Genomic DNA, 23,496 nt, shown 5'->3' on the forward strand with positions numbered 1-23,496 from the left:
TTCTTACCGAAGTATTAGTCGTTACTCCCTAGGGCCTTAAATTGGCTCATTACCTTGAGTCTTGTATCGCCCGAAGGTGGGCCACGTCAGGACTGGACTCGAGGAGGTCGCCATGTACGGCAATCCGACGTTCGACTGTGGTGGTGGTGCCGATATCCGCGCACACTGTCGTCAATTGGCCACGGTGGTGCGAATCAGCGGCGAGCTCGACGCGTGCAACGTCGAACGCGCTACCGCTTATACGCGGCGTTTCGTCATCGCGGAAAAGGCCTTCGTGCTGGATCTCAGCGATGTGACCTCCTTTGCCGAGGATGCGGTTTTCCTGCTCTTCGTGATCGACGACGTCTGCGCTCTCGCCGATGTGCAGTGGTCCCTGGTGGCCAGTCGCGCCGTCGAGCAGACGCTGCGCGACCTGGGTATCGAATTCGATTCGGCCGGCTCTGTTCCGGAGGCGCTCAACGAATTCGCCGACGCGATGGTCGCCCGTCGTCAACTGCTTCCCATCCTCACCAAGACTGCGTAAGGATCAGACGTGTTACTTGATGTTCGTTGGCTCCGGTACCTGCTGCAGCGCCGTCATCGGTCCCATGCCGAGAGGCTGGCGCTGACCGCAGGCTAGGTCGCCGCCACCGTCGGAAGACTGCCCCCGCGGTGTGCGCACACTCTGATTTAGTGTGCAGCTATGGGCACTGACGCCGACAGGGTCGCCGATGCCGCGCGCCGCGTGGTCGCCGAGCACGATCCGAAGACCGTTCCCGTTCACGAGTTCCTCGGTGCCTGCTTCGACGCGGGCCTGTCGTGGGTGCATTTCCCCGAAGGTTTCGGCGGGCTGGGTGTTTCCCGCGGACTGCAGGCAGTCGCCGACCGCATCCTGCAAGGTGCCGGTGGTCCCGTCCCGCTCGGCCTGAACCCGATGGGGTACGGCATGGCCGCCCCGACCGTGCGGGAGCACGCCCAGACAGACGACGTGCGGCGGCAATTGCTGCGGCCGCTGGCCACCACCGAGCACATCTGGTGCCAGCTGTTCTCCGAGCCGGGCGCCGGTTCCGACCTCGCCGGGCTGGCGACCTCGGCGGTCCTCGACGGCGACTCCTGGGTGATCAACGGCCAGAAGGTGTGGACCAGCCTGGCTCACCGCGCCAAGTGGGGTCTGCTGCTGGCGCGCACCGATCCCGACGCGCCCAAGCACAAAGGGCTGACCTACTTCGTCATCGACATGCACGGCGAAGGCGTCCAGACCCGGCCGCTGCGCCAACTGACCGGGCATGCGGAGTTCAACGAGGTCTACATGACCGACGCGCGCATCCCCGACGCGTTCCGGCTCGGAGGCGTCGGCGACGGGTGGCGCGTGGCCATGACGACGCTGATGAACGAGCGCAGCGCGCTCGGAGGTTCCGGCAGCCGGCGCGGCGCGGGCACCATCTCCGATGCGGTCGCGCTGTGGGCGTCCCGCCCGGATCTGCACACCCCGGTGCTGCGCGACCGGCTGACCTCGCTGTGGCTGCGATCCGAGGCGCAACGCCTGACCGCGGAGCGGTCGCGCGCCGCGGCCACCACCACCGGTGGGCCCGGCCCGGAGGCGTCGGTCGGCAAGCTCGTCGGCGCCGAACTCAACCAGCACATCTACGAGTTCTGCATGGACCTGCTCGGCCCGGAGGGCATCCTCTACGACGGCTACGGCATGACCGAGGGCGATCCCGAGGATTATCGCGGGCCCATTCAGCAGCGGTTCCTGCGCAGCCGCGCCAACACCATCGAAGGCGGCACGTCCGAGGTGATGCGCAACATCCTCGGTGAGCGGGTGCTCGGGCTGCCGGCGGATCTGCGCGCGGATGCGGGCATGGCGTGGAAGGAGATCCCGCGTGGCTGAGGAGCTTGCGGATCAGCCCAAGGGCACAGCTGAGGAGCTTGCGGATCAGCCCAAGGGCACAGCTGAGGAGCTTGCGGATCAGCGGGAGTTCGTGTTCACCGAGGAACAGGGCGCGCTGCGCTCGGCGGTGCGCAAGTTCTGCGCCGACCACATCGGCGAGAGCGCGGTACGCGCGGCGATGGAGTCCGATCCGCCGTTCGACCGCAAGGTCTGGCAGCGGCTGGGCTCCGAGTTGGGTGTGCTCGGGCTGTCGGTGCCCGAGTCGGCCGGCGGGGTGGGCGGCACGCTGATCGACCAGGCGGTCGCGGTCGAACAGCTCGGTGCGGCACTGGCGTTCGGGCCGCTGTTCGGCACGGTCTATCTGGCCATCCCCGCGTTGGTCGCGGCGACGCAGACCAGCCCGCTGCTGGAACCGTTGATGGACGGCAGCCGCACCGCGGCGTTCGCCGTCAACGACACCGCGGGCGCCTTCGACCCATCGGCCGTCACCGTCGACGCGACCGGGGACGGCCAGTCCTGGACGGTCACCGGCACGGTGGAGCGGGTCGTGGACGCGGCCGCAGCCGACGTGCTGCTGGTGGCCGCCAAAACCGCCGACGGCATCGGACTGTTCGCCGTCGATGCGGATTCTGCTGAGGTACAACGTGATTCGTTGGGCACCTTGGACCTCACCCGGCCACAGGCGACCGTCACGTTCTCCGGTGCGGCCGCACAGCTGATCGCCGGTGCCGACGAGGCCGAGCGCGTCATCACCCACGCGCTGCACGTCGGCGGCGCGCTACTGGCCGTCGAACAGGTCGGCGCCGCGCAACATCTGCTGGATCTGAGCACCGAATACGCCAGGACCCGACTGCAGTTCGGCCGGCCGATCGGCTCCTTCCAGGCCGTCAAGCACCGGCTCGCCGACGACCTGGTCGCCGTCGAACACGCCCGATCGACGGCCTTCCACGCGGTGTGGGCGCTGACCGACGGATCCGACGATCCGGCGCTGGCGGTCAGCATCGCGCAGGCGACGTGCTCGGCGGCGTTCGTTCGAGTTGCGGGCGACACCATTCAGGTCCACGGTGGAATCGGTTTCACCTGGGAACACCAAGCCCACCTGTACTACAAGCGCGCCTACACCGATGCCGCCCTGCTGGGCAGCGCCGAACAGCACCGCGCGCGGATCGCCGAGTTCATCCTCGACGCCGCGCCGGAGAAGGACGCTCCGCGCGTCGCCACCGGATTGTCGAGCTGAGAGGGAAGACGTGGCCCGATCGAACCAGCGCCTCGCGCGATATCTGGCTGCCGCGGCGCTGGTGGCAGCGCCGCTGGCCGCGCTGGCCGGATCCTCTGCGCCCAGCGCCGTCGCCCAGTGCCCGCCCGGTGAGACCGGCGTGATCTACGGCTGCTCGCCGTTCTGTGTCCCAGGCAAGTTCCTCGATACGCAGACCGGTCTGTGCATGCCCGTCGCGGCGCCGCCGCCACCGCCCGCACCGCGGGTCTGAGGCCACACATGAACTTCGTGGACCGTTTTTTCGAGATCTCGGCCCGCCAGTCCACCGTGGGCACCGAGATCCGCGGCGGCGTCGTCACCTTCATCGCGATGGCCTACATCATCGTGTTGAATCCGATCATCCTGTCGGGGTCGGCGGACGTGACCGGCGGACGACTGGATTTCGCGCAGGTCTCGGCGACCACCGCGCTGGCCGCCGGCGTGATGACCATCCTGTTCGGGTTCATCGCCCGGCTGCCGTTCGCGTTCGCCGCGGGTCTGGGCATCAACTCGTTCCTGGCCACCACCGTCGTCGTGGAGCTGACGTGGGCCGAGGCGATGGGCCTGGTGGTGATCAACGGCCTGATCATCGTGCTGCTCGCCGCCACCGGTCTGCGCCGGCTGGTGTTCGACGCCGTGCCGATGCAGCTCAAGCTCGCGATCACCGCCGGTATCGGGCTGTTCATCCTGTTCATCGGTCTGGTCGATGCCGGGTTCATCGGCTCCACCGGGGTGGCATCCCCGCCGGTCGGTCTGGGCGGTGAAGGCAGCGGTTCGATCAGCACCGTACCGACGCTGGTGTTCGTGGGCACGCTGCTGCTCACCGGGATTCTGGTAGTGCGGAAGGTGCGCGGCGGCATCCTGATCGGGCTGGCCGTCGGCACGGTCGCGGCCGTGGTGATCGAGGCGATCTGGCACCTGGGATCGGCTCAGGAGAACCCCGACGGCTGGAGCCTTTCGGTGCCGGCGCTGTCGGGGTCGCCGTTCGCGCTGCCGGACCTGTCGCTGGTCGGCGAGTTCAGCCTGAACAGCTTCAGCCGGATCGGCATCGTGGCCGCGGTGATGCTGGTCTTCACATTGGTGTTCGCGAACTTCTTCGACGCGATGGGCACCATGACCGGGCTGTCGCGTGAGGCCAATCTGTCCGACGACAAAGGCACCTTCCCTCGGCTGAAGTCGGCGCTGATCGTCGAAGGCGCCGGCGCCGTCGTCGGTGGTGCCACCTCGTCGTCGTCGAACACGGTGTTCATCGAGTCCGGAGCCGGCATCGAGGAGGGCGCCCGGACGGGTCTGGCCAACCTGGTCACCGGCGTGCTGTTCCTTGCGGCGATGTTCATTTCGCCGCTGGCCTCTATCGTGCCCACCGAGGTCGCGGCCGCCGCGCTGGTGGTCGTCGGCGCGTTGATGGCGTCGCAGCTGCGCTACATCGAGTTGACCGAGTTCTCCATCGCGCTGCCGGTGGTGCTGACCGTGGCGGTGATGCCGTTCAGTTACTCGATCGCCAACGGCATCGGCGTCGGATTCATCGCGTGGGTGGTGATGCGCAGCGCGGCCGGCAAGGTCCGTGAGATCAGCCCGCTGCTGTGGGTGGTCGCCGCCGGCTTCGCGATCTACTTCGCGCGCACCCCGCTGGAGTCCGTGCTCGGCGTGTAGCCCGGCGCTAACCGATGGTCTCGGCGCCAGGCGTGGGTTCACATGCCCAACCGTTGGCATTACAGTAACGCCCATGAGTGAGAGCACCGGGCAGTTCCGGGATGCGCCGATCTTCGACGCCGACCAGCACATGTACGAGACGGCGGACGCGCTGACGAAATACCTGCCGGAGCGGTACTCCCGGGCGGTGCAGTACGCACAGTTCGGCCGGCACACCCGCATCGTCATCAACAACCGGGTGTCGGACTTCATCCCGAACCCGACCTTCGAACGCGTCGCCGCCCCGGGGGCACACGAGAAATTCTTCGCCGGCGAGAACACCGAGGGCCTCACCCTGCGCGAGATGCAGGGCCCGGCCATCGAAGCCCCCGCCGCCACCCGCAATCCGGCCGATCGGGTCGCCGAACTCGACCGCCAAGGTGTGCGCGAGGCGCTGAACTACCCGACTCTGGCCAGCCTCATCGAGCACGCCACCGCCGACGACCCCGAACTGACACTCGCGGTGATCCACGCGCTGAACCAATGGATGCTCGAGCACTGGACCTACGACTACGAGGGCCGGGTGTTCTCCACGCCGATCATCAACCTCTCCGAGGTCGAGGGCGCGCAGCGCGAACTCGAGTACCTGCTCGACAACGGCGCCAAGGTCGCGCTGATCAAGCCGGGCCCGGTCAACGGGCTGCGCGGGTGGCGCTCCCCCGCGCTGCCCGAATTCGATCCGTTCTGGCGCGACGTGGAAGCCGCCGGGTTGCCGATCGTGCTGCACGCCAGCTACCCGCCGCTGGACGACTACGTCAACAAATGGGAACCACCGCACACCCAGAACTTCATGGCACAGAGCGCCTTCCGCTGGATGGTGCTCGGCCACCGCGAGATCGCCGACATGATCACCAGCCTGATCTGTCACGGCACCCTGACCCGATTCCCGAAGCTGCGGATCGCGTCGGTCGAGAACGGCAGCTCGTGGATCTTCCCGCTGTTCAACGACTTCGAAGAGCTGGCCAAGAAGATGCCGCAGAATTTCCCCGAACACCCGCTGGAGGTGTTCCGCCGCAACATCTGGGTCAGCCCGTTCTGGGAGGGCTGCGTGTCCGACGTCGTCAACACCGTCGGATGGGACAAGGTGCTGTTCGGGTCGGACTATCCGCACCCCGAGGGTCTGGCCGAGCCGAAGGGCTTCTGGAAGTACGCCGAAGGCATGGACGTACGCCGCACCTACGACTTCATGGGCGACAACGCCCGCCGTTTCATGGGGCTGCCGATCGCCAACCCGGACCCGTCGGCCACCCAGCCGCCGGCACTGGCCACCGCCTGAGCAGCGCGGCGCGCCGCCTAGACTTCTCCGTCGATGGCAGACGATCGCGCGCCGATCCAGTTCGTCGGCGCCGGGCCCGGTGCCGCCGACCTGCTCACCGTGCGCGCCGCGGGCCTGCTCGCCGACGCGGACGTGGTGCTCTACCCGGGGACCTACCTGGATCCCGACGTGCTGGCGCACTGCTCCCCGACCGCCGAGCTCGTCGACACCGAGCACCTGGACCTGGACCAGATCCTCGACCGGCTGGTCACCGCTCAACAGGCCGGCCGGCGCGTGGTGCGACTGGTCTCCGGTGACCCGTCGCTGTACTCGGCGGTGTCCGAACAGACCCGACGTCTGGACCGCGCCGGTGTGCCGTGGCAGGTGACCGCGGGCGTGCCGGCCTACGCCGCCGCGGCGGCCGCAGTGGGCCGTGAACTGACGGTGCCGCTGGTCGCCCAGTCGGTGGTGCTGACCCGGACCCAGCAGCGTTCGACCGCGATGCCGGACACCGAGTCGCTCAAGGCTTTTGCCGCCACCCGCGCTACGTTGGTGCTGCACCTGGCCATCACCCGGACCCGTGAGCTGATGGCCGAGATCGAACCGGAGTACGGGCCGGACTGCCCCGTCGTCGTCGTCTACCGCGCGTCGCAACCATCAGAACGCATCCTGCGCGGCACGGTCGCCGACATCGCCGACGCCGTCGAATCGGCAGGCCTGCGGCAGGCGGCGGTCATCCTGGTCGGGCGGGCGCTGGCCGGGAGACCGGACCCCGAGGCCGGAGAGAGCTTCCTCTACGACCCGGCGCGGGAGCGACGGCGATGAGCGCTTGCGCGAAGAGCAGAGAGCCCGTCTGACCATGACGCTCTACGACGTCATCAATCGTCGCCGCGACACTCGACGGGAGTTCACCGGCGCACCGGTGGCCGACGACGTTCTCGACCGGGTGCTGCTGGCCGCGCACGCGGCGCCGTCGGTCGGCATGTCGCAACCGTGGGACTTCATCCTGGTGCGCTCACCGGAAACGTTGCGCGCCTTCCGCGATCACGTGGCGGCCGAACGCGAGACCTTCGCCGCCGCCCTGTCCGGCGAACGCGCGGAGACGTTCGAGCGCATCAAGGTCGAGGGCATCTGCGAATCCGGTCTGGGCATCGTCGTCGGCTACGACCCGGCCCGGGGCGGTCCGCAGGTGCTGGGCCGCCACGCGATCCCGGACGCAGGTCTGTACTCGGTGGTGTGTGCGATCCAGAACCTCTGGCTGGCAGCCACTTTCGAAGGTCTCGGGGTGGGCTGGGTGTCGTCTACCGGGAGGACTACCTGCGCTCGCTGGTCGGCATGCCCGAGCATGTGCGCCCGGTCGCGTGGCTGTGCGTCGGCGCGGTCACCGACCTGCCCGAGGTCCCGGACTTGGAGCGCTTCGGTTGGCGGGCCCGATCGTCGCTGGAGACCGTGCTGCACTCCGAGCGCTACGGCGGTTGAGGACCCCTCGCCGAGCGTGAACTGGTGGCGGAAAAAGACGCCGGATTCCGCCCTGAGTTCACGCTCGGCGCACAGTGGGTCCGTCAGAGCCGCAGCACGCGGCCCGCGATCACCAGATGCACCTCGTCGCACACCGCCGCGACGCGTTGGTTGACGAAACCGAGCAGATCGCGGAACAGCACCCCCGAGCGGTGCGACGGCACCACGCCGAGGCCGACCTCGTTGGTCACCACGACCGCATGCGGGACAGCAACCAGCGCGTCGCACAACGCGGCGACGCGCACGTCGACGACCTGCCGGGCGTCCTCGGAACGCGCGTCCCACAGCCCGTCCCCGTCCAGCAGCGCCGTGAGCCAGGTACCCAGACAGTCGACGAGCACCGCCCCATCGGCGGCGCGCAGCGCGGTCGGCAGGTCAGCGGTCTCCACGGTGTGCCAGTGCGCGGGCCGGCGCGCCCGGTGCTGCGCGACACGACTGTCCCAGTCCGGGTCGGTGCCGTCGGCGGGCCGGCCGGGGGCCACGTAGGTGACCCGTTCGGCGGTGTCGAGCAGCCCCTCGGCGTGGCCGGATTTGCCGGAGCGCACACCACCGGTGACCAGAATTCTCACGTCGTCATCGTAGGGAGTGCACGGCCGGCTGAGGATCCGCGGCCTGACCGCGCTCATCTCCGCCATTCTGTCCCGCCGCGGTCGGTCATACTGATTCGGCCCGAGAGGATCAGAGCGATTTCGATGAACCGTTCCACGTCGGCCGACTGGCGAAGCCGAAGCGGCGATGGTGCGGCCCTGCATCTCGACGATGCGCTACGGCGCCGGATGCTGATCTCCTACCACGCCATCCTGCTGGCGCTGTATTCGTCGGCCGTGGTGCAGGCGGAGGTCTTCGAACTTGTGCGCACCGACGTGCGCGGCGAAGTCCTGGCTGCGCTGGTGACCGGTGTCGGTCTGGCGCTGTGCCTGCGGTCCCCCCTGTGCGGCGTCCGTTACGCCGCCGCGGTGGTGTGTCTGGCCACGGCTCCGATCGTGGCTGTGTTGTTCCACGACCATCTGGTCGCGCAGGTGTGGTCGGTGGTGCCGCTGATCTTCGTCGCGATCTTCATCCGTACCTGGCACGACCCCACGACGGCACGGACGGCGACGACGGTGATGACGCTCGGAGCAGTGGCTGCGCTTCACCTCGCGCCCGCACCGGTGCCGGTCCTGTACCTGATTCTGTACGCGGCCAGCATCATCGGAGCCTGTGAGGTCTTCGGCCTGGCCAATGCCGCTCTGCTCGAAGCGGCGTTCCGTGATCCGCTCACCGCGGTGTGGAACCGCGCCGGCATCAAACGGCAGGTCCATCGGTTGTTGGCGCAGGCCCGGCGTCGGCGTCAGTCGATCGCGGTGCTGGTGTTCGATGTCGACGACTTCAAGGGCGTCAACGATCAGAGCGGGCATGCGGCCGGCGACCTGGTGCTCAGCGAGCTGGCGCGCCGCTGGCGGGCTCGGGCCCCGCGGTCGAGTGTGGTCGGGCGGATCGGCGGTGACGAATTCGTGGTCGTGGTGCGTGGTTACGACCAGGCGCAGGCGCAGTCGCTCGCGGCGACGCTGGCCGACGGCCACCCGTGACAGTCACCTACGGGGTGGCCGTCGGACCGGCCAGCCACGATGCCTTCGAGGGCATCCTCGCCGCGGCCGACAGCGACCTTTACCAGCGGAAGCGGTCCCGCCGGGCACAGCCCGTCAAACCGTCTCGGCCACCGGCGAACCGTAGTTCTTCTTGACGAACAGCGTGGCCAGTGCGGCCAGCACCAGCGGCAGCGCCAGGAACAGGAAGTAGCCGCTGACACCCAGGGCGCTCAACAGCACCCCGCCGAGCGCGGACCCCACGATGGTGCCCATCCGGCCGATCCCGATGCCCCATCCGGTCGCCGTGGCCCGCAGCTGGGTCGGGTAGGCGTTGGCGATCAGATAGTTCAGTGCCAGCTGCTGGCCGCCGATGCCGAAGCCGGCCAGACCGATCAGCACGAACACGATGGCGAACGACGAACCCGCCATGGCCAACCCCACCGCCACGGCGATACCGCAGCCGAACATCACGAGCAGCAGATCGCGGGCGTTGACCCGCGGCAGCAGCAGCGACAGCGGCAGCGCGAACAAAATGAAGGCGCCGTTGACCGTGACCGTGCCCATCGCGGCCGTCGCCGGGGACAGACCCAGCATGTTCAGTGCCGTCGGCATCCACAGCAGCAGCAGGAACCACGCGATCCAGTTCAGGAAGTAGATGCTGAACACCGCGGTCGTCACGGCGCGGAACCGCTCGGAGAACAACTCGCGGACCGGGCCGCGGGAGGTCTTGACCTCCGACATCACGAACGTGGTGGTGTCGTCGAACCGCGCGCCGAAGTACCGTTCGGCCAGCACCCGGATTCGCCGCTGGCCGTCGGCGGTTCCCTTGGCCGCCAACAGCGCCGGCGACTCGGGCACCACCAGGTAGCACACGACCGCGAGCACGATCGGCAGCAGTCCGCCGATCAGGAAGATGCCGCGCCAGCCGACGATCGGCAACCACGCCGCAGCGACCAGACCGCCGAGCAGCGCGCCGCCCGGCAGACCGAGCAGCACCAACGTCATGAAGGTGCCGCGACGTTCCCGGGAGCTGTACTCGGCGGTCAGCGCCAGCAGCGCCGGTGTGGCGCCGCCCATCCCGATACCGATCAGGAACCGCAGCGCGATGATCTGCTCCGGGGTCTGGGCCATGCTGCCCAGGATGGAGAACCCGCCGAACACCACGAGTGCCAACAGGATGGTCGGCCGACGCCCGAAGCGGTCACTGAGCGCCCCGAGACTCATTGCCCCCAAACACATTCCGATGGTGCTCGCGGTGATGACCCACGTCATCTGTGCGGTGGACAGCCCGAAGTCGTTCTTGATCGACGTACCGATGAACGCGATCGACTGGGTGTCGAACCCGTCGAGGAGCGCGATGACGAAGCACACCGCGATGACCCCCCAACGTCGCGGTGTCATCGATGCGCTGTCGGCCAGTCGGCCGACGTCGACCGTACGGGTGGCGAATGTGGTCAACGGAATCTCCTCAGTCCTGTCCCGAGATGGCCGACGGGTGCGTGGCCAGAGGTGTCACGTGGATCTTCATGTAGGGGAACAACGGAAGCCCCGCCAGCAGGTCGTGCAGTTCGTCGGTCGATTCGACGTCGAAGACCGAGAAATTGGCGTACTCGCCGACGATCCGCCAGATGTGCGGCCACTTTCCGGCGCGTTGCAGCTGCTGGCTGTACTCCTTCTCCCGCGCGACCAGCTCCGTGCGCTGCTGCGGATCGAGGTCATGCGGGATCGCGACGTCCATGCGTACGTGAAACAACATGGAGCTCAGCTCTTTACGGGGTCGAGGACGAAGTTGTAGGTGATGGACTGGCTGCCGTCACCGTTGGGCTGCGGGTCCAGGACCAACTCCGGCTTGACCGCGTCGGCGATGTCGTCGTCGTTGTGCGGATCACCGGGGAAGTACAGCTGCGCGGTGAGCAACTCGTGGCCGGGCGCGGACACCTTGACGTGCATGTGGGCGGGCCGCCATGCGTGCCACCCGGCGGCGGCGATCAGTTTGCCGCACGCTCCGTCGGTGGGAATCTGGTACGGCGCGGGCCGGATCGTGGTGATCTGGAAGGCGCCGTCGGATCCCGTGCTGAAGGTCCCGCGCAGGTTCCACTCGGGCAGGTTCGGGGCGAACTGCGAATAGAAGCCGTCCGCGTCGGCATGCCAGAGCTCGACCTTGCCTTCCAGCGGCGTGCCGTCGGTGGAGGTGATGGTGCCGTTCCACACCAGCGGTGTCCCGACCTCGCCGTCGCGCATCGGGATGGTGCCGCGGGCCCCGCACTCCGGGGAATCAGGCACGTAGTACGGCCCTTCGATGGTGCCCTTGTTGCCGGCGCGGTGGTCGGTGGCGACCTCCTCGACGACGTGCTCGACCCACACGTCGAGGAACAACGGCCATTCACCGTCTTCGCCGACACTGATCAGCCACGCTTTGAGCGCGTTGTACTCGTCGTAGGTGACCCGGTGCCGGCGAATCGTGTCGTGTACGGCCGAAAGCACCTCGCGCGCAAGGGTACTGACGCGCTCGGGCGGCGTCCCGGCGACAGCCGCGAACGGGGACTTGTCGGTGTGGAAGCGTGCGGTGGCCGATGCGCCCGACGCCGCTGCCGAAGCGGTGTCCATCGGGGTCTCCAATGTGGTCATGGTGTTCTCTTTCCTGTGCGGGTGATGTGACTGCCCCGGGGGTGGCTGGCACCCGGGTGAGTTCAGTTGTCGGTGCGGTAGTGCGCGAGCTTGTCGGCGTCGATCTCGACACCGATGCCCGGACCGGGAGGTACCTGCAGTTCTCCGTCGCGGATGCAGAGCGGGACGGTCAGCAGGTCGTCGGACATGTCGAGGAAGTTGGACAGCTCCCCGGCCCGCCGAGACGTCAATTCGTATGCCGCGCCGAAAGACACAGAACAGGCCGTGCCGAGCTGACCGTCGATCTGGTTGCCCATGACGACCTCGACGCCGAGGCCTTCGGCCAGGTGGTGCACCCGCCGCGACCCGGAGAACCCGGTGCGGGCGGTCTTGATGCTGATTGCGGTGGCCGAGCCGCCGAGGACCTCACGGGTCACCTCGGCCGGTGTGGTCACCGACTCGTCGGCGATGAACGGCACATCGACCTGCGAAACCAGCCATCGTCGGCCCAGCACATCGTCGGCCGGGCAGAGCTCCTCGGCGAACAGCAGGTCCAGGTCGGCCATTTCGCGCATGGCGCGTGCCGACTCGGCGGCCGACCATCCGCGGTTGCCGTCGACGTAGAGGTCGACGGTGAGGCCGAACCGTTCCCGTAGGGCACGCACCACCGCGGTGTCGAGGTTCACCGGCCGGCGGCCGACCTTCACTTTGAACGTCCGGATGCCGTAGGTGTCGACCATGCGTTCGGCTTCGACCACCATGCGCTCCGGGGTGTCGAAGCCGAGCATGTGGCTCACCCGCATCCGATCGGTGTAGCCGCCCAACAACGCGGTCACCGACAACCCGAGGGTCTGGCCCAGCGCATCCCAGATCGCCATGTCCACAGCGGCTTTCGCGGCCGGGTTGCCGACGGTGCGGGACAGCCGCGCGGTCACCACCTCGCGTTCGGTCAGGGTGAGCCCGACCAGTTGCGGCGCGAAGATGTTCCGGATCACTGCGAGAATCCCGTCCTGGGTCTCGCCGTAGGTGTAGGGCCGCGGCGGCGCCTCCGCGACGCCGACCACACCCTCGTCGGTGTGTACGCGCACCAGCACGTGGTCGGCGACGTGCACCTCCCCGGACGCGAACTTCAATGGTTTGGCATAGGGAATGGAGAACGGGATCGCTTCGAGCGCGGTGATCTTCATCAGAGTTCCTCGGTGGTGGTCAAGTAGCCGGAGTGCGGCGCCAGAGCGGCCGTCAGCGCCTGGACCACGGCGTCGACGACGGGGTTGTCGGTGCCGCGGCGCCAGGCCAGCGCCAGCTCGATCGAACCGCCGTCGACCAGGTCCCGGAACACGACGCCACCCAGCGGCAACGCCCGCACCGAGGCGGGCAGCACCGCCACGCCCATGCCCGCAGCCACCAGCGCCAGCAGCACGGCGGTGTTGGGGGCGGTGTGCTCACGGTGTGGCACGAAGCCGGCCCGCCGGCAACTGCGCAACACCGCCTGGTTGACCGCGGAATCGTGACTGGCATAGCCGACGAACGCCTCGCTGCGCAGGTCGGTCAGCGACACCACCGGCTCGACCGCGAGGCGGTGGTCGGCGGAGACCGCGAGCACGAGGGGTTCGTCGTCGATCGTGCGGACCTCGATGTCCTCCCCGACGACCGGCGGCCGCAGCACTCCGACGTCGAGCGCGTTGACGCGCAGCCCGTCACACTGTTGCGGGGTCAGCATGTCGGACTGGATGTCGAGGGCGACGGCGGGCAACTCCTGGCCGAGTACCCGTGCGATGCGCGGCAGATGGGAGAACGCGGCGGTGCCGGTCAGGCCCAGGCGCACCAGTCCGCTGTGGCCCGCAGCGATCCGCCGGACGCCCTGCTGCGCTTCGTCGACGGCGTCGAGAATGCGGATGGCCTCGCCGCGGAGGAACTCACCGGCCGGCGTGAGGGACACCTGCCGAGTGGTGCGGGTCAGCAGGACCGCGTCGAGCTCGTTCTCCAGCTGACGAATGGCGTAGGACAGCGCGGGCTGGGCGATGTGCAGTTGCTCGGCGGCCTGCCCGAAATGGCAGGTGTCGGCGACTGCGACGAAGTAGCGCAGGTGGCGCAGCTCCATGTGAGTCCTCCCGATGTCCCGGCTGGATGTGATGGCCGACACGATCGACGGTAGACCGGAGATAGATAGACCACAAAGACCTAGTTTGCCGCTATTGATCGACGGTCGTTTTCAATCTCGACCTAGGTCAGGACTAGGGGTTTGCCTAGTGTGACGACGGCCACTACGTGTCACTGTGCAAAGAGACATCACATCGCACCGCAAGGAGACGCTCGTGACCGCATCTGCGACCGACCCTGTGAACCACGTCGCCGCCGTGCTGGCCGACGCGGTCATCGATGATCCCGACGCCGGGGTGTACCGGAGCAACCGGCGCATCTTCACCGACGAAGAGATCTTCGAACTCGAGATGAAGCACCTGTTCGAAGGCAACTGGATCTACCTCGCGCACGAAAGCCAGGTCGCCAACCCCGGCGACTATTTCACCACCTACATCGGCCGTCAACCGGTCGTCATCACCCGCTCCACCGACGGCACCCTCAACTGTCTGATCAACGCCTGCGCGCATCGCGGCGCGATGATCTGCCGCCGCAAGACCGACAACCGCAAGACCCTGACGTGTCCGTTCCACGGGTGGACGTTCCGCAACGACGGCAGCCTGCTCAAGGTCAAAGACCCTGAGGGCGCCGGATATCCGGAGTCCTTCAACGTCGACGGCTCACACAACATGACCAAGGTCGCGCGGTTCGACAGCTACCGCGGGTTCCTGTTCGGCAGTCTGAACCCCGACGTGCTTCCTCTGTCGGAGCATCTGGGCGACGCGACCACAGTCATCGACATGCTGGTCGACCAGTCGCCGGAAGGTCTGGAGGTGCTGCGCGGGTCGTCGACCTACACCTACGACGGCAACTGGAAGGTGCAGGCCGAGAACGGCGCGGACGGATACCACGTCACGGCGACCCACTGGAACTACGCGGCCACCACCAGCCGGCGCAACACCGGAGAGTCCAAGAACGACACCAAGGCGCTCGATGCCGGCGGCTGGGGCAAGTCCGGCGGCGGCTACTGGTCGTTCCCGCACGGACATCTGTGCCTGTGGACGTGGGCGGCCAATCCGCAGGACCGGCCCCTGTGGGACAAGCTCGACGAGCTCAAGGCCGTCCATGGCGACGCCAAGGGCGAGTTCATGGTCAAGGGCTCCCGCAACCTGTGCCTGTACCCGAATGTGTATGTGATGGACCAGTTCTCGACACAGATCCGGCATTTCCGGCCGATCAGCCCGGACAAGACCGAGGTCACCATCTACTGCATCGCACCCAAGGGAGAAAGCGACGCCGCCCGCGCCGCCCGGATCCGCCAGTACGAGGACTTCTTCAACGCCTCCGGGATGGCCACTCCGGACGACCTGGAGGAGTTCCGGTCCTGCCAACTGACCTTCCGGGCGCAGGCCGCGCCGTGGAACGACATGAGCCGCGGCGCGCAGCACTGGCTGTCCGGCCCCGACGAGGTCGCCGAGTCGCTCGGCATGCACGGCGTCATCTCCTCAGGACTGAAGAACGAGGACGAGGGCCTCTACCCCGTCCAGCACGGCTACTGGCTGACAGCGATGAAGCGTGCCCTGGCAACGGAATCGGAGAAGTGACGATGACCATCAACACCGTGAGCGACCCCGTCGCAGGAACGTCGGGCATCACCCAGAACGCGATCGAGCAGTTCCTCTACCGCGAGGCGCGCTACCTCGACGACCGCGAGTTCGAGAAGTGGCTGGAGTGCTACGCCGACGACGTCGTGTACTGGATGCCCGCATGGACCGACGACGACCGCCTGGTCGAGGACCCGCAACGCGACATCTCGCTGATCTACTACGCCAACAAGGGTGGTCTGGAGGACCGCGTGTTCCGGATTCGGACCGAGCGCTCGTCGGCGACGTCCATCCCCGAGCCACGCACCAGCCACAACATCACCAACGTCGAGGTCATCGAACAGCGCGGCAACCTGGTCGACGTCCGATTCAACTGGCACACCATGTATTTCCGCTACAACACCATCGACCCGTACTACGGCACCTCGTTCTACACCATCGACTTCGGCGGCCCGCAGCCGTTGATCCGACGCAAGACCGTCGTGCTGAAGAACGACTACATCCACCACGTGGTGGACGTCTACCACTTCTAGAGGAGACTGCCGTGACCACGAAAACCGCCTATTCCGTGGCCCTGTCGTTCGAAGACGGAGTGACCCGCTTCGTCACCTGCCGTGACGACCAGACCGTCGCCGACGCTTCCTACCGGTCGCGCATCAACATCCCACTGGACTGCCGCGACGGTGCCTGCGGCACCTGTAAGGCGCTGTGTGAGTCCGGTAGCTACGACGGCGGCACCTACATCGACGACGCGCTGTCCGCCGACGAAGCCGCCGCCGGTTACGTGTTGCCGTGCAGCATGCGGCCCCGCTCGGATCTGGTGTTGCAGATCGCGGGCACGTCGGAATCGGCGAAGACCCAGGCCACCGATTACTCGGGCACCCTGACCGAGTTGGAGCGGTTGTCACCGACCACGGTCAAGGTCGGCATCGACATCCCCAACCGCGGCGAATTGGCGTTTCTTCCAGGTCAATACGTCAACATCGCGGTTCCGGGCACTGACCAGAGCCGCTCCTACTCGTTCGCCAACGCACCGCACGAGGAGCGCCTGACGTTCCTGGTGAAGCTCACGCCGGGCGGTGCGATGTCGGAGTACCTCGCGCAGCGGGCGGCCATCGGCGACAAACTGACCTTCACCGGGCCCAACGGATCGTTCTTCCTGCGCGACGCCGACCGCCCGGTGCTGCTGCTCGCCGGCGGCACCGGCCTCGCACCCGTCCTGTCGATGCTGCGTACCATGGCACAGAAGCGCAGCGGTCGACGCACGCACCTGATCTACGGGGTCAGCACCGACGCCGATCTCGTCGCGCTCGACGAGATCGCCGCCGTCGCAGCAGATCTCGGTAACTTCACCTGGGACCATTGCGTGTCCGACCCGAACAGCACGGCGATCAACCGCGGCCCGGACCGCGCCTACGTCACCAGCCTGATCGACGGTGAACACCTCCACGGCGGCGACGTCGCCATCTACCTGTGCGGCCCGCCACCGATGGTCGAGGCGGTCCGCACCCACCTCGCCGGCGCCGGCATCGAACCGAGCGGGTTCTACTACGAGAAGTTCGGCCTGGCCAAGGCCGCCACGGCAGTCGAGCCGAGCAGCGCCGCCGTCGACCGCACGGCCCCGGCACAACCCGAAGAGGCCCTCCACACCACGCCCGACGCACGAGGACTGGCCGGGCAGACCATGCTGCCGGCACAGCCCATCGCCCCACTGGCCGCCTACCCGGCACCCACCGACGCCGACGACACCGCTCGCCGTATCGCCGGGCAGGTGATGCTGCCGGCAATCGCCCCGCCAGAGCCGGTGATCAGCCCCGACGGCTACCAGATCGGCGAGGAACACCCCGACATGTGCGCCTCCGACGCGTTGTTCGAGGCCCGCGCCGCCCTGGAGCTCGGCGCGCTCGAACTGACCGTGGGGCGGCTGACCAGCACACAACTGGCCGGCTACCGCCTGCTCGCCGAATCGACATTGCCCTACGTCGACGGCGACCGCTTCGTCGACCCCGCCCAGTACACCGAGACCAACGCCGCGTTCCACGACTACCTGTTCACCCTCACCGGCAACGAGCACCTCCTGCACGCCTACCAGGCCCTGGATGTGAAAGGCCGGATGAGCGAGGTGCTGCGTCGCGCGACGTGGTGCCACCCGCGGTGCGCCACCGACCACGTCGAGATCGTCGACGCCATCGAGGCCGGGGACCGGGACACCGCCCGCACACTCATCTCCGCCCATGCGCAACGGTCCATGCAGACCATGCGGCGCGCAATGGCGGATGCCGCAACGGATGCCGCTCCCGCGTTCACCAGCCCGGGACGGTTCGGCGGCAAGGTCGTGATCGTCACCGGCGCGGCGCAAGGGATCGGGGAGCACACCGCGCGCCGCATCCACGCCGAAGGCGGGACCGTGGTGCTGGCGGACCGCTCCGAACTGGTCAAGGACCTCGCCGAAGAACTGTCGTCCCCGGGCACACCTCCGGCCCTGGCGGTGACCGTGGACCTGGAGCATCCCGAGGGCGCGGAAAGTCTGCTGCGACAGACGGTCTCGACCTTCGGGACGGTCGATGTGATGGTCAACAACGTCGGTGGTGCGATCAACTTCAAACCGTTCACCGAGTTCACCGCCGTGCAGATCCGCGCCGAGATCGACCGTTCGCTGATGACCACCCTGTATGCGTGCCGGTCGGTGCTGCCGACCATGGTCGACCAGGGCCACGGCGTCATCGTCAACGTGTCCTCGGTGGCCACGCGCGGGATCCACCGGATTCCGTACTCGGCAGCCAAGGGTGGCGTCAACGCGCTCACCGCCTCGCTGGCGATGGAGTACGCCGACGCCGGGATACGGGTCGTCGCCACCGCTCCCGGAGGGACGGCTGCGCCGCCGCGACGCATCTCGCGCGGCACGCCCACGCCGGCCACCGAGACCGAGCAGGCGTGGTTCGACGCGCACATCGACCAGACGCTGGCGTCGTCGTTGTTCAAGCGCTACGCCACGCTGGACGAGCAGGCCGCCGCGATCTGTTTCCTGGCGTCCGACGAGGCGTCGTTCATCACCGGGACGGTCCTGCCGGTCGCCGGCGGCGACTTAGGTTGAATTGTCGCCTGTGGCGACGTGGTTAAATTCGCCGCCTCCGGCGACGTGGCTAGATTGCCCGCCCTCGTACCATGGGTGCGTGAGCCCGGCGCCGGTCCCGTTCGTGGGTCGCGTGCGCGAGATCGACGAACTCACCCGCCGGTTCGTGACGATCCGCCACAACGGAGTCGACGTCGTCGCGCTCACGGGCGCCCCCGGCCTCGGCAAGACAAGCCTGTTGCGTCAGTTCGCCGCACGGATCGACAACGTGCGATGGGCGACGGCCACGGCGTGGGAGACCATCTTGGCCGGCGGGGTGGTATCACAACTGCTGCAGCGGGCCGCCGCAGCGGATCCGGTGGCCGCCGCCGCGGAACTGGCCCAGGTGCTCGATGCCGACCAGCCGACGTTGCTCGTGGTCGAGGACGCAGAGCTGGCCGATCCTGTATCCCTGCAAGCATTTTCGACGCTGGTGCGCCACCATCGTCGGATCCCGGCACTTGTCATCGTCAGCGTTTCCGGCGAAATCCCGGCAACGCTGGCTGATCTCGTGGGGGCACCGCTGCGACTGAAGGGCCTACAGCGCAGCGACGTCGTCGAGTTGGCTTCCGCCCGCGGCCGCGTCCTGCATCCCACGATGGCCGAGCGGCTCACCGACCACACCGGCGGTCACCCCGGGCACATCCTGGCACTGCTCGATGAGGCCGCGCCGGACGTCTGGAGCCGACATGACGGCCAGCTGCCCGCTCCGCGCAGCGTCACCCGGCAGGTCGCCGACGCGCTCGACCGTGCCGGACCGAACGGGAGGGCACTGTGTGTGGCCCTCGGAGTGCTCGGCGCGGAGGCCACCCTGGCCGAGGCCGCTGCGCTGGCGGGACTGGACGACCCGCTGGCGGCGCTGGAGTCGGCGATGCGTGCGGGACTGCTCGCATCCGGCGACACCGCGACGCCGCGGCTGCGCGACAGCCTGACGGTCGCGGCGGTGCTCGATGTCACCGGGCCACACGGTGTGGCCGCCATGCACCGGCGCGCCGCCGAGGTCGTGGCCGACCCGACGCAGAGACTGCGACACCACGTCGCGGCCACCCCGGTCCCCGACGAGTCGCTGGCCGACGCGGTCGACGCGCTGGCGCGGGCATCCGGCGCCGATGGCGCCTGGGCTCGGGCCGCCACGCTGTTCCGCGACGCGAGCCGACTGACCGCCGACCCGTTGGCCCGGGACGCACGCCTGACCCGGTCGGTCGACGCGCTGGTGGCTGCCGGTGACTGCCTGGGCGCGGCCGCATATGTGCCCGCCATCGAAAGCCTGCGGGAAACCCCGTTGCGCAACGCGGTCCTGGCCTACCTGGCCATCCTGCGCGGCCGCGCCACTGAAGCCGAGATGCGACTGGCCCGGGCATGGGACATCGTCAACACCGACCGCAACCCGGCCGACGCCGCGTTCATCGCCCAGCGGCACGTGCTGCACACCCTGGTCCGTGGCGAGGGAGAACAACTGGTGCACTGGGCCGATCGCGCGTTGGGCCTGGCGGACGAGGACTCCCCCGCCGCGATCGAGGCGGCCGCGATCCGGGGCCTCGGGCTGCTGGCCGCCGGGCATCCCCGACAAGCGGCAGAGGCGTACGACGATCTGTCGGCACGGGTGCGGCACGGTGCGCAGGCCCAGCGGGTGGTGATGGGTCGCGGCTGGGTGCAGCTGGTGCGCGACGACATCGACGGCGCGCGCGCCAGCCTGGAGAGTGCGGTCGCCGCGGCGGCACTGGGTGGCTCGACGCGGATCACGTTGTGGTCCTTCGCGTGGCTGGCGCGGGTCCAGTTCGTCGCCGGCGACTGGGACGACGCCTTGGTCAGCGTCACGCACGGCCGCAGGCTGGCCGAGGAGAGCGGAATCGTCTTGGTCACACCGCTCCTCGAGTGGACCGCGGGTCAGATCGCGGCGCTGCGTGGCGACTGGCCGGGCGCCGAAGCCGCGCTGCGCGTGGCATCCTCGGCGCCCGGTGAGTACTTGATGATGCGGGTGCCGACACTGCTGCTGCGCGGCCAGATCGCCGAGGCGCAAGCTGATTACCCCGCGGTCCGTCGGATTGTGGCGCCGCTGCAGGCGCTGGCGTCGGGCACGTCGCTGCAGGAGCCGGGTTACTGGCCGTGGCCGGATCTGCTGGCCAACGCGATGGTGCTCGACGGCGATCTCGAGGGTGCCGACAAGTTCCTCCGACCCCACGAGCAGCGCGCGAAGGCGCGTGGGCACCGCAGTGCGGCAGCGCGTCTTGCCTACGCGCGCGGCCGGCTCCTCGGTGCGCAAGGCGACATCAACGCTGCGCGAAGGGCATTCGACGAAGCGTTGGACAAACTGGACGGGCTGCCGCTGCGCTACGACACCGCCCGCATCAACTTCGCCTACGGGCAGACGCTGCGCCGGGCGGGTAAGCGCCGCGCCGCCGACGCGGTGATCAGCGTCGCGCGGGAACTGTATCTGTCGCTGGGGGCGGCCACCTACGTGGCGCGCTGCGACCGCGAACTCAAAGCCGGCGGCCTCAACCCCCAACGCGAGAGCAGCGACGACGCCGAGCTCACCCCCCAGGAGGAGGCGGTGAGCGCTCTGGTGGCGCAAGGGCTTTCGAACCGCGAGGTGGCCGCCGAGCTGTACGTGTCGCAGAAGACCGTGCAGTACCACCTGACCCGGATCTACGCCAAGCTCGGCGTGCGCTCCCGATCGGAATTGGCCGCGCTGCGCCGCTGACGGAGATCCCTGACGGGCGCGCCGGTGGCGGCGACGACGTCGTCGTAGTTCACGCCCGGCGCGAGTTCGACGACCGCGAAGTCGGTGCCGGCGACGTCGAGCACCGCCAGGTCGGTGATGACGCGGCTCACCGCCCCCTTACCGGTCAACGGCAGGTCGCACCGCGAAACCAGTTTCGGGGAGCCGTCTTTGGCGACATGGTCCATCAACACGATCACCCGGCGCGCCCCGTTGACGAGGTCCATGGCACCGCCCATTCCCTTGACCATCGAGCCCGGGACCATCCAGTTGGCCAGGTCTCCGTTGACCGCCACCTGCATCCCGCCCAGAACTGCGACGTCGATGTGGCAGCCGCGGATCATCGCGAAGCTGGTCGCCGAATCGAAGTACGACGCCCCCGCCACCACCGACACCGTCTGCTTGCCGGCATTGATCAGGTCGGGGTCGACCTCGTCGTCGTACGGGAACGGTCCCACGCCGAGGATGCCGTTCTCGGCGTGCAGCGTCACCCCCGAGCCCTCGGGAAGGAAGTCCGGGATCAGCGTCGGCAACCCGATGCCGAGGTTGACGTAGTCGCCGGCGCGAAGCTCCAGCGCAGCGCGGGCGGCCATCTCCTGTCGACTCCAGCTCATGTCAACGCCTCCTGCATCGCCTCGTCGCGGTGCGGCACTCGCGGCCGCGTGGTTCGTTTCTCGATGCCCTTGCGGGCGGCCTGCTCAGGTGTCAGCTCGACGACCCGCTGGACGAAGACGCCCGGCAGGTGCACCTCGTCGGGATGAAGCTCACCGACGTCGACCACGCGCTCCGCCTCGACCACGGTGATCCGGCCGGCCATCGCGGCCGGCGGGTTGAAGTTGCGGGCCGCGGCGTGGAAGACGCAGTTGCCGGCGCGGTCGGCCACCGCGGCGCGGACCAGGGCGAAGTCGGTGACGATGGACTCCTCGAGCAGCATCTCGCGGCCACCGAAGGTGCGGACCTCCTTGGCCGGTGAGGCGACCGCGACCGTGCCGTCGGAGTGGTAGCGCCACGGCAGCCCGCCTTCGGCCACCAGAGTGCCGACCCCGGTCGGGGTGAAGAACGCGCCGATACCGCTGCCGCCGGCGCGCAGCCGTTCGGCCAGGGTGCCCTGCGGGGTCAGTTCGACGTGCAGTTCGCCGGCCAGGTACTGGCGGGCGAACTCCTTGTTGTCGCCGACGTAGGACGCGACGACGCGGGTGATGCGCCGCGCCTCCAGCAGTAGACCCAGACCGGCGCCGTCGACGCCGCAGTTGTTGCTGACGATGGTCAGATCGTCGGCACCCTGGTCCAGCAGCGCTTCGATGAGGAACCACGGGATACCGGCGAGACCGAACCCGCCGACGGCGAGGCTCGCTCCCGAGGGGATGTCGGCGACCGCGTCGGCCGCGGAGTCGATCACTTTGTTGCAGGTCATGAGTGCTCCAGGTGGGTGATGAGGGCTTCGGTGATCTGCACGGGTTGCTCGGCGTTGGCCAGATGCGCGGCGTGGTCGATCACGCGGAGCCGGGAATCGGGGATCAGGTCGACGATCTCGGCGAGCTTCGCCACGGGCGTGGCCGGGTCGTCGGCACCGGCGATCGCGAGCGTCGGTGCTTTCACGTTCGGCAGCGCCTCGCGCAGGTCGAGCTCGGCGATGGCCTCGCAGCACGCGGCGTAACCTTCCGCGGGCGTGGCGGCCACCATCTGCTCGTAGCGGCTCTTGTCGTCCGGGTGCTGCTGCAGGTACGCGGTGGTGAACCAGCGCGCCACCACCGATTCGGCCACGGCGGCCGTCCCCTCGGTGCGCACCGTCGCGGCGCGCTGTCGCCACGCACTGGCCGGAGGCAACTGGGTCGCGGTGCACAGCAACGCCATCCGGTCGACGCGGGCCGGTTCGCGGGCGGCAAGCTGCATCGCGGTCATGCCTCCCAGCGAGAGCCCGATGAGGTGCGCACGTGGCACCTCGAAGCGATCCAGCAGAGCCAACAGGTCGTCGGCCAGGTCGTCGATCGTGTACGGACCGTCGGGAACCGGTGAGTTGCCGTGTCCGCGAGTGTCGTAGCGGATCACCCGGAACCGCTCCTCGAGGGCCGCAACCTGCGCGTCCCACATCCGGTGAGTGGACCCGAGCGAGTTCGACAGCACCACCACCGGGCCGTCCCGGCGGCCGCTGTCGATCGCGTGGACCGGGATCGCGGTGGACTTGTCAGACATGACTCAAGGTTAGAGACGGTATCC

The 23,496-nt window shown here is 68.4% G+C and carries 21 protein-coding genes and 1 pseudogene; 13 read left to right on the forward strand and 9 right to left on the reverse strand.

The window, feature by feature from the left end:
• The first annotated feature begins 112 nt into the window (after positions 1 to 112).
• The 8 genes and pseudogenes from ACQI46_RS04175 to bluB all read left to right on the forward strand — a co-directional run bounded on the left by ACQI46_RS04175 (position 113) and on the right by bluB (position 7,551).
• Entirely contained in the window at positions 113 to 523 is a 411-nt protein-coding gene (locus ACQI46_RS04175) for an STAS domain-containing protein (RefSeq protein ID WP_427092652.1), read from the forward strand.
• 159 nt (positions 524 to 682) lie between these two features.
• Entirely contained in the window at positions 683 to 1,870 is a 1,188-nt protein-coding gene (locus ACQI46_RS04180) for an acyl-CoA dehydrogenase family protein (RefSeq protein WP_427092653.1), read from the forward strand.
• Positions 1,863 to 3,107: an acyl-CoA dehydrogenase family protein gene (locus ACQI46_RS04185; protein WP_427092654.1), complete on the forward strand. Its 1,245-nt coding sequence runs from the start codon at positions 1,863 to 1,865 to the stop codon at positions 3,105 to 3,107. The genes ACQI46_RS04180 and ACQI46_RS04185 overlap by 8 nt, the downstream gene beginning before the upstream one ends.
• Positions 3,108 to 3,117: 10 nt before the next feature.
• A complete protein-coding gene (locus ACQI46_RS04190) occupies positions 3,118 to 3,357 on the forward strand; it encodes a hypothetical protein (protein WP_427092655.1) in 240 nt (79 codons plus the stop codon).
• Positions 3,358 to 3,365: 8 nt separating this feature from the next.
• Positions 3,366 to 4,778 (forward strand): NCS2 family permease, encoded by a 1,413-nt coding sequence (locus tag ACQI46_RS04195; RefSeq protein ID WP_427092656.1) that lies wholly within the window; start codon positions 3,366 to 3,368, stop codon positions 4,776 to 4,778.
• A 73-nt stretch (positions 4,779 to 4,851) separates the two neighbouring features.
• On the forward strand, positions 4,852 to 6,093 hold the full coding sequence (locus ACQI46_RS04200; RefSeq protein WP_427092657.1) for an amidohydrolase family protein: 1,242 nt from the start codon (positions 4,852 to 4,854) through the stop codon (positions 6,091 to 6,093).
• Positions 6,094 to 6,126: 33 nt separating this feature from the next.
• Positions 6,127 to 6,897, forward strand: coding sequence for a cobalt-precorrin-4/precorrin-4 C(11)-methyltransferase (locus ACQI46_RS04205; protein ID WP_427092658.1), 771 nt, complete (start codon positions 6,127 to 6,129; stop codon positions 6,895 to 6,897).
• A gap of 34 nt (positions 6,898 to 6,931) precedes the next feature.
• Positions 6,932 to 7,551, forward strand: a pseudogene (gene bluB, locus ACQI46_RS04210) (5,6-dimethylbenzimidazole synthase).
• A gap of 83 nt (positions 7,552 to 7,634) precedes the next feature.
• Here the strand turns inward: bluB and ACQI46_RS04215 are convergent.
• The gene (locus tag ACQI46_RS04215; protein WP_427092659.1) at positions 7,635 to 8,159 is read right to left on the reverse strand and encodes a bifunctional adenosylcobinamide kinase/adenosylcobinamide-phosphate guanylyltransferase; all 525 of its coding nucleotides are present in this window, start codon (positions 8,157 to 8,159) and stop codon (positions 7,635 to 7,637) included.
• Between the two features lie 123 nt (positions 8,160 to 8,282).
• Here ACQI46_RS04215 and ACQI46_RS04220 point away from each other — a divergent pair, with 123 nt between their 5' ends.
• On the forward strand, positions 8,283 to 9,158 hold the full coding sequence (locus tag ACQI46_RS04220) for a diguanylate cyclase (RefSeq protein WP_427092660.1): 876 nt from the start codon (positions 8,283 to 8,285) through the stop codon (positions 9,156 to 9,158).
• A 114-nt stretch (positions 9,159 to 9,272) separates the two neighbouring features.
• Here the strand turns inward: ACQI46_RS04220 and ACQI46_RS04225 are convergent, their stop codons facing one another.
• From ACQI46_RS04225 to ACQI46_RS04245, 5 genes are all read right to left on the reverse strand, one after another.
• Positions 9,273 to 10,616: an MFS transporter gene (locus ACQI46_RS04225; RefSeq protein ID WP_427092661.1), complete on the reverse strand. Its 1,344-nt coding sequence runs from the start codon at positions 10,614 to 10,616 to the stop codon at positions 9,273 to 9,275.
• Positions 10,617 to 10,626: 10 nt separating this feature from the next.
• Complete coding sequence (gene catC, locus ACQI46_RS04230) at positions 10,627 to 10,914, reverse strand: muconolactone Delta-isomerase (RefSeq protein ID WP_427092662.1); 288 nt, start codon at positions 10,912 to 10,914, stop codon at positions 10,627 to 10,629.
• 5 nt (positions 10,915 to 10,919) lie between these two features.
• Positions 10,920 to 11,786 (reverse strand): catechol 1,2-dioxygenase, encoded by an 867-nt coding sequence (gene catA, locus ACQI46_RS04235; protein ID WP_427092663.1) that lies wholly within the window; start codon positions 11,784 to 11,786, stop codon positions 10,920 to 10,922.
• 62 nt (positions 11,787 to 11,848) lie between these two features.
• On the reverse strand, positions 11,849 to 12,952 hold the full coding sequence (locus ACQI46_RS04240) for a mandelate racemase/muconate lactonizing enzyme family protein (protein ID WP_427092664.1): 1,104 nt from the start codon (positions 12,950 to 12,952) through the stop codon (positions 11,849 to 11,851).
• Positions 12,952 to 13,866 (reverse strand): LysR family transcriptional regulator, encoded by a 915-nt coding sequence (locus ACQI46_RS04245; protein WP_427092665.1) that lies wholly within the window; start codon positions 13,864 to 13,866, stop codon positions 12,952 to 12,954. The genes ACQI46_RS04240 and ACQI46_RS04245 overlap by 1 nt, the downstream gene beginning before the upstream one ends.
• Positions 13,867 to 14,080: 214 nt before the next feature.
• On the opposite strand from ACQI46_RS04245, the gene benA reads away from it, so the two are divergent.
• From benA to ACQI46_RS04265, 4 genes are all read left to right on the forward strand, one after another.
• A complete protein-coding gene (gene benA / locus ACQI46_RS04250) occupies positions 14,081 to 15,448 on the forward strand; it encodes a benzoate 1,2-dioxygenase large subunit (protein WP_427092666.1) in 1,368 nt (455 codons plus the stop codon).
• Positions 15,449 to 15,450: 2 nt separating this feature from the next.
• On the forward strand, positions 15,451 to 15,981 hold the full coding sequence (gene benB, locus ACQI46_RS04255; RefSeq protein ID WP_427092667.1) for a benzoate 1,2-dioxygenase small subunit: 531 nt from the start codon (positions 15,451 to 15,453) through the stop codon (positions 15,979 to 15,981).
• An 11-nt stretch (positions 15,982 to 15,992) separates the two neighbouring features.
• Entirely contained in the window at positions 15,993 to 18,542 is a 2,550-nt protein-coding gene (benC, locus tag ACQI46_RS04260; RefSeq protein ID WP_427092668.1) for a benzoate 1,2-dioxygenase electron transfer component BenC, read from the forward strand.
• 79 nt (positions 18,543 to 18,621) lie between these two features.
• A complete protein-coding gene (locus ACQI46_RS04265; protein ID WP_427092669.1) occupies positions 18,622 to 21,261 on the forward strand; it encodes a LuxR C-terminal-related transcriptional regulator in 2,640 nt (879 codons plus the stop codon).
• Here ACQI46_RS04265 and ACQI46_RS04270 read toward each other — a convergent pair.
• From ACQI46_RS04270 to pcaD, 3 genes are read right to left on the reverse strand one after another with little or no spacing between them, the layout of a single operon-like run.
• Positions 21,207 to 21,893, reverse strand: a complete 687-nt coding sequence (locus ACQI46_RS04270; protein ID WP_427092670.1) for a 3-oxoacid CoA-transferase subunit B — start codon at positions 21,891 to 21,893, stop codon at positions 21,207 to 21,209. The two genes, ACQI46_RS04265 and ACQI46_RS04270, sit on opposite strands and share 55 nt — an antisense overlap.
• Entirely contained in the window at positions 21,890 to 22,693 is an 804-nt protein-coding gene (locus ACQI46_RS04275) for a CoA transferase subunit A (protein ID WP_427092671.1), read from the reverse strand. Before ACQI46_RS04275 ends, ACQI46_RS04270 begins: the two co-directional genes overlap by 4 nt.
• Positions 22,690 to 23,472 carry a 3-oxoadipate enol-lactonase gene (gene pcaD / locus ACQI46_RS04280; protein WP_427092672.1) on the reverse strand — a complete coding sequence of 261 codons (783 nt, stop codon included), beginning with the start codon at positions 23,470 to 23,472 and terminating at the stop codon, positions 22,690 to 22,692. Before pcaD ends, ACQI46_RS04275 begins: the two co-directional genes overlap by 4 nt.
• Positions 23,473 to 23,496: the final 24 nt, after the last annotated feature.

This window comes from Mycobacterium sp. SMC-4 (assembly GCF_050205565.1).
GTDB lineage: Bacteria > Actinomycetota > Actinomycetes > Mycobacteriales > Mycobacteriaceae > Mycobacterium.

Bases quoted from the DNA above. Each gene is read 5' to 3' on its own strand.
- ACQI46_RS04175 (WP_427092652.1), top strand. From the start codon at position 113: ATGTACGGCAATCCGACGTTCGACTGTGGTGGTGGTGCCGATATCCGC.
- ACQI46_RS04180 (WP_427092653.1), top strand. From the start codon at position 683: ATGGGCACTGACGCCGACAGGGTCGCCGATGCCGCGCGCCGCGTGGTC.
- ACQI46_RS04195 (WP_427092656.1), top strand. From the start codon at position 3,366: ATGAACTTCGTGGACCGTTTTTTCGAGATCTCGGCCCGCCAGTCCACC.
- ACQI46_RS04200 (WP_427092657.1), top strand. From the start codon at position 4,852: ATGAGTGAGAGCACCGGGCAGTTCCGGGATGCGCCGATCTTCGACGCC.
- ACQI46_RS04205 (WP_427092658.1), top strand. From the start codon at position 6,127: ATGGCAGACGATCGCGCGCCGATCCAGTTCGTCGGCGCCGGGCCCGGT.
- ACQI46_RS04220 (WP_427092660.1), top strand. From the start codon at position 8,283: ATGAACCGTTCCACGTCGGCCGACTGGCGAAGCCGAAGCGGCGATGGT.
- catC (WP_427092662.1), bottom strand. From the start codon at position 10,914: ATGTTGTTTCACGTACGCATGGACGTCGCGATCCCGCATGACCTCGAT.
- catA (WP_427092663.1), bottom strand. From the start codon at position 11,786: ATGACCACATTGGAGACCCCGATGGACACCGCTTCGGCAGCGGCGTCG.
- ACQI46_RS04240 (WP_427092664.1), bottom strand. From the start codon at position 12,952: ATGAAGATCACCGCGCTCGAAGCGATCCCGTTCTCCATTCCCTATGCC.
- ACQI46_RS04245 (WP_427092665.1), bottom strand. From the start codon at position 13,866: ATGGAGCTGCGCCACCTGCGCTACTTCGTCGCAGTCGCCGACACCTGC.
- benB (WP_427092667.1), top strand. From the start codon at position 15,451: ATGACCATCAACACCGTGAGCGACCCCGTCGCAGGAACGTCGGGCATC.
- ACQI46_RS04270 (WP_427092670.1), bottom strand. From the start codon at position 21,893: ATGAGCTGGAGTCGACAGGAGATGGCCGCCCGCGCTGCGCTGGAGCTT.
- ACQI46_RS04275 (WP_427092671.1), bottom strand. From the start codon at position 22,693: ATGACCTGCAACAAAGTGATCGACTCCGCGGCCGACGCGGTCGCCGAC.
- pcaD (WP_427092672.1), bottom strand. From the start codon at position 23,472: ATGTCTGACAAGTCCACCGCGATCCCGGTCCACGCGATCGACAGCGGC.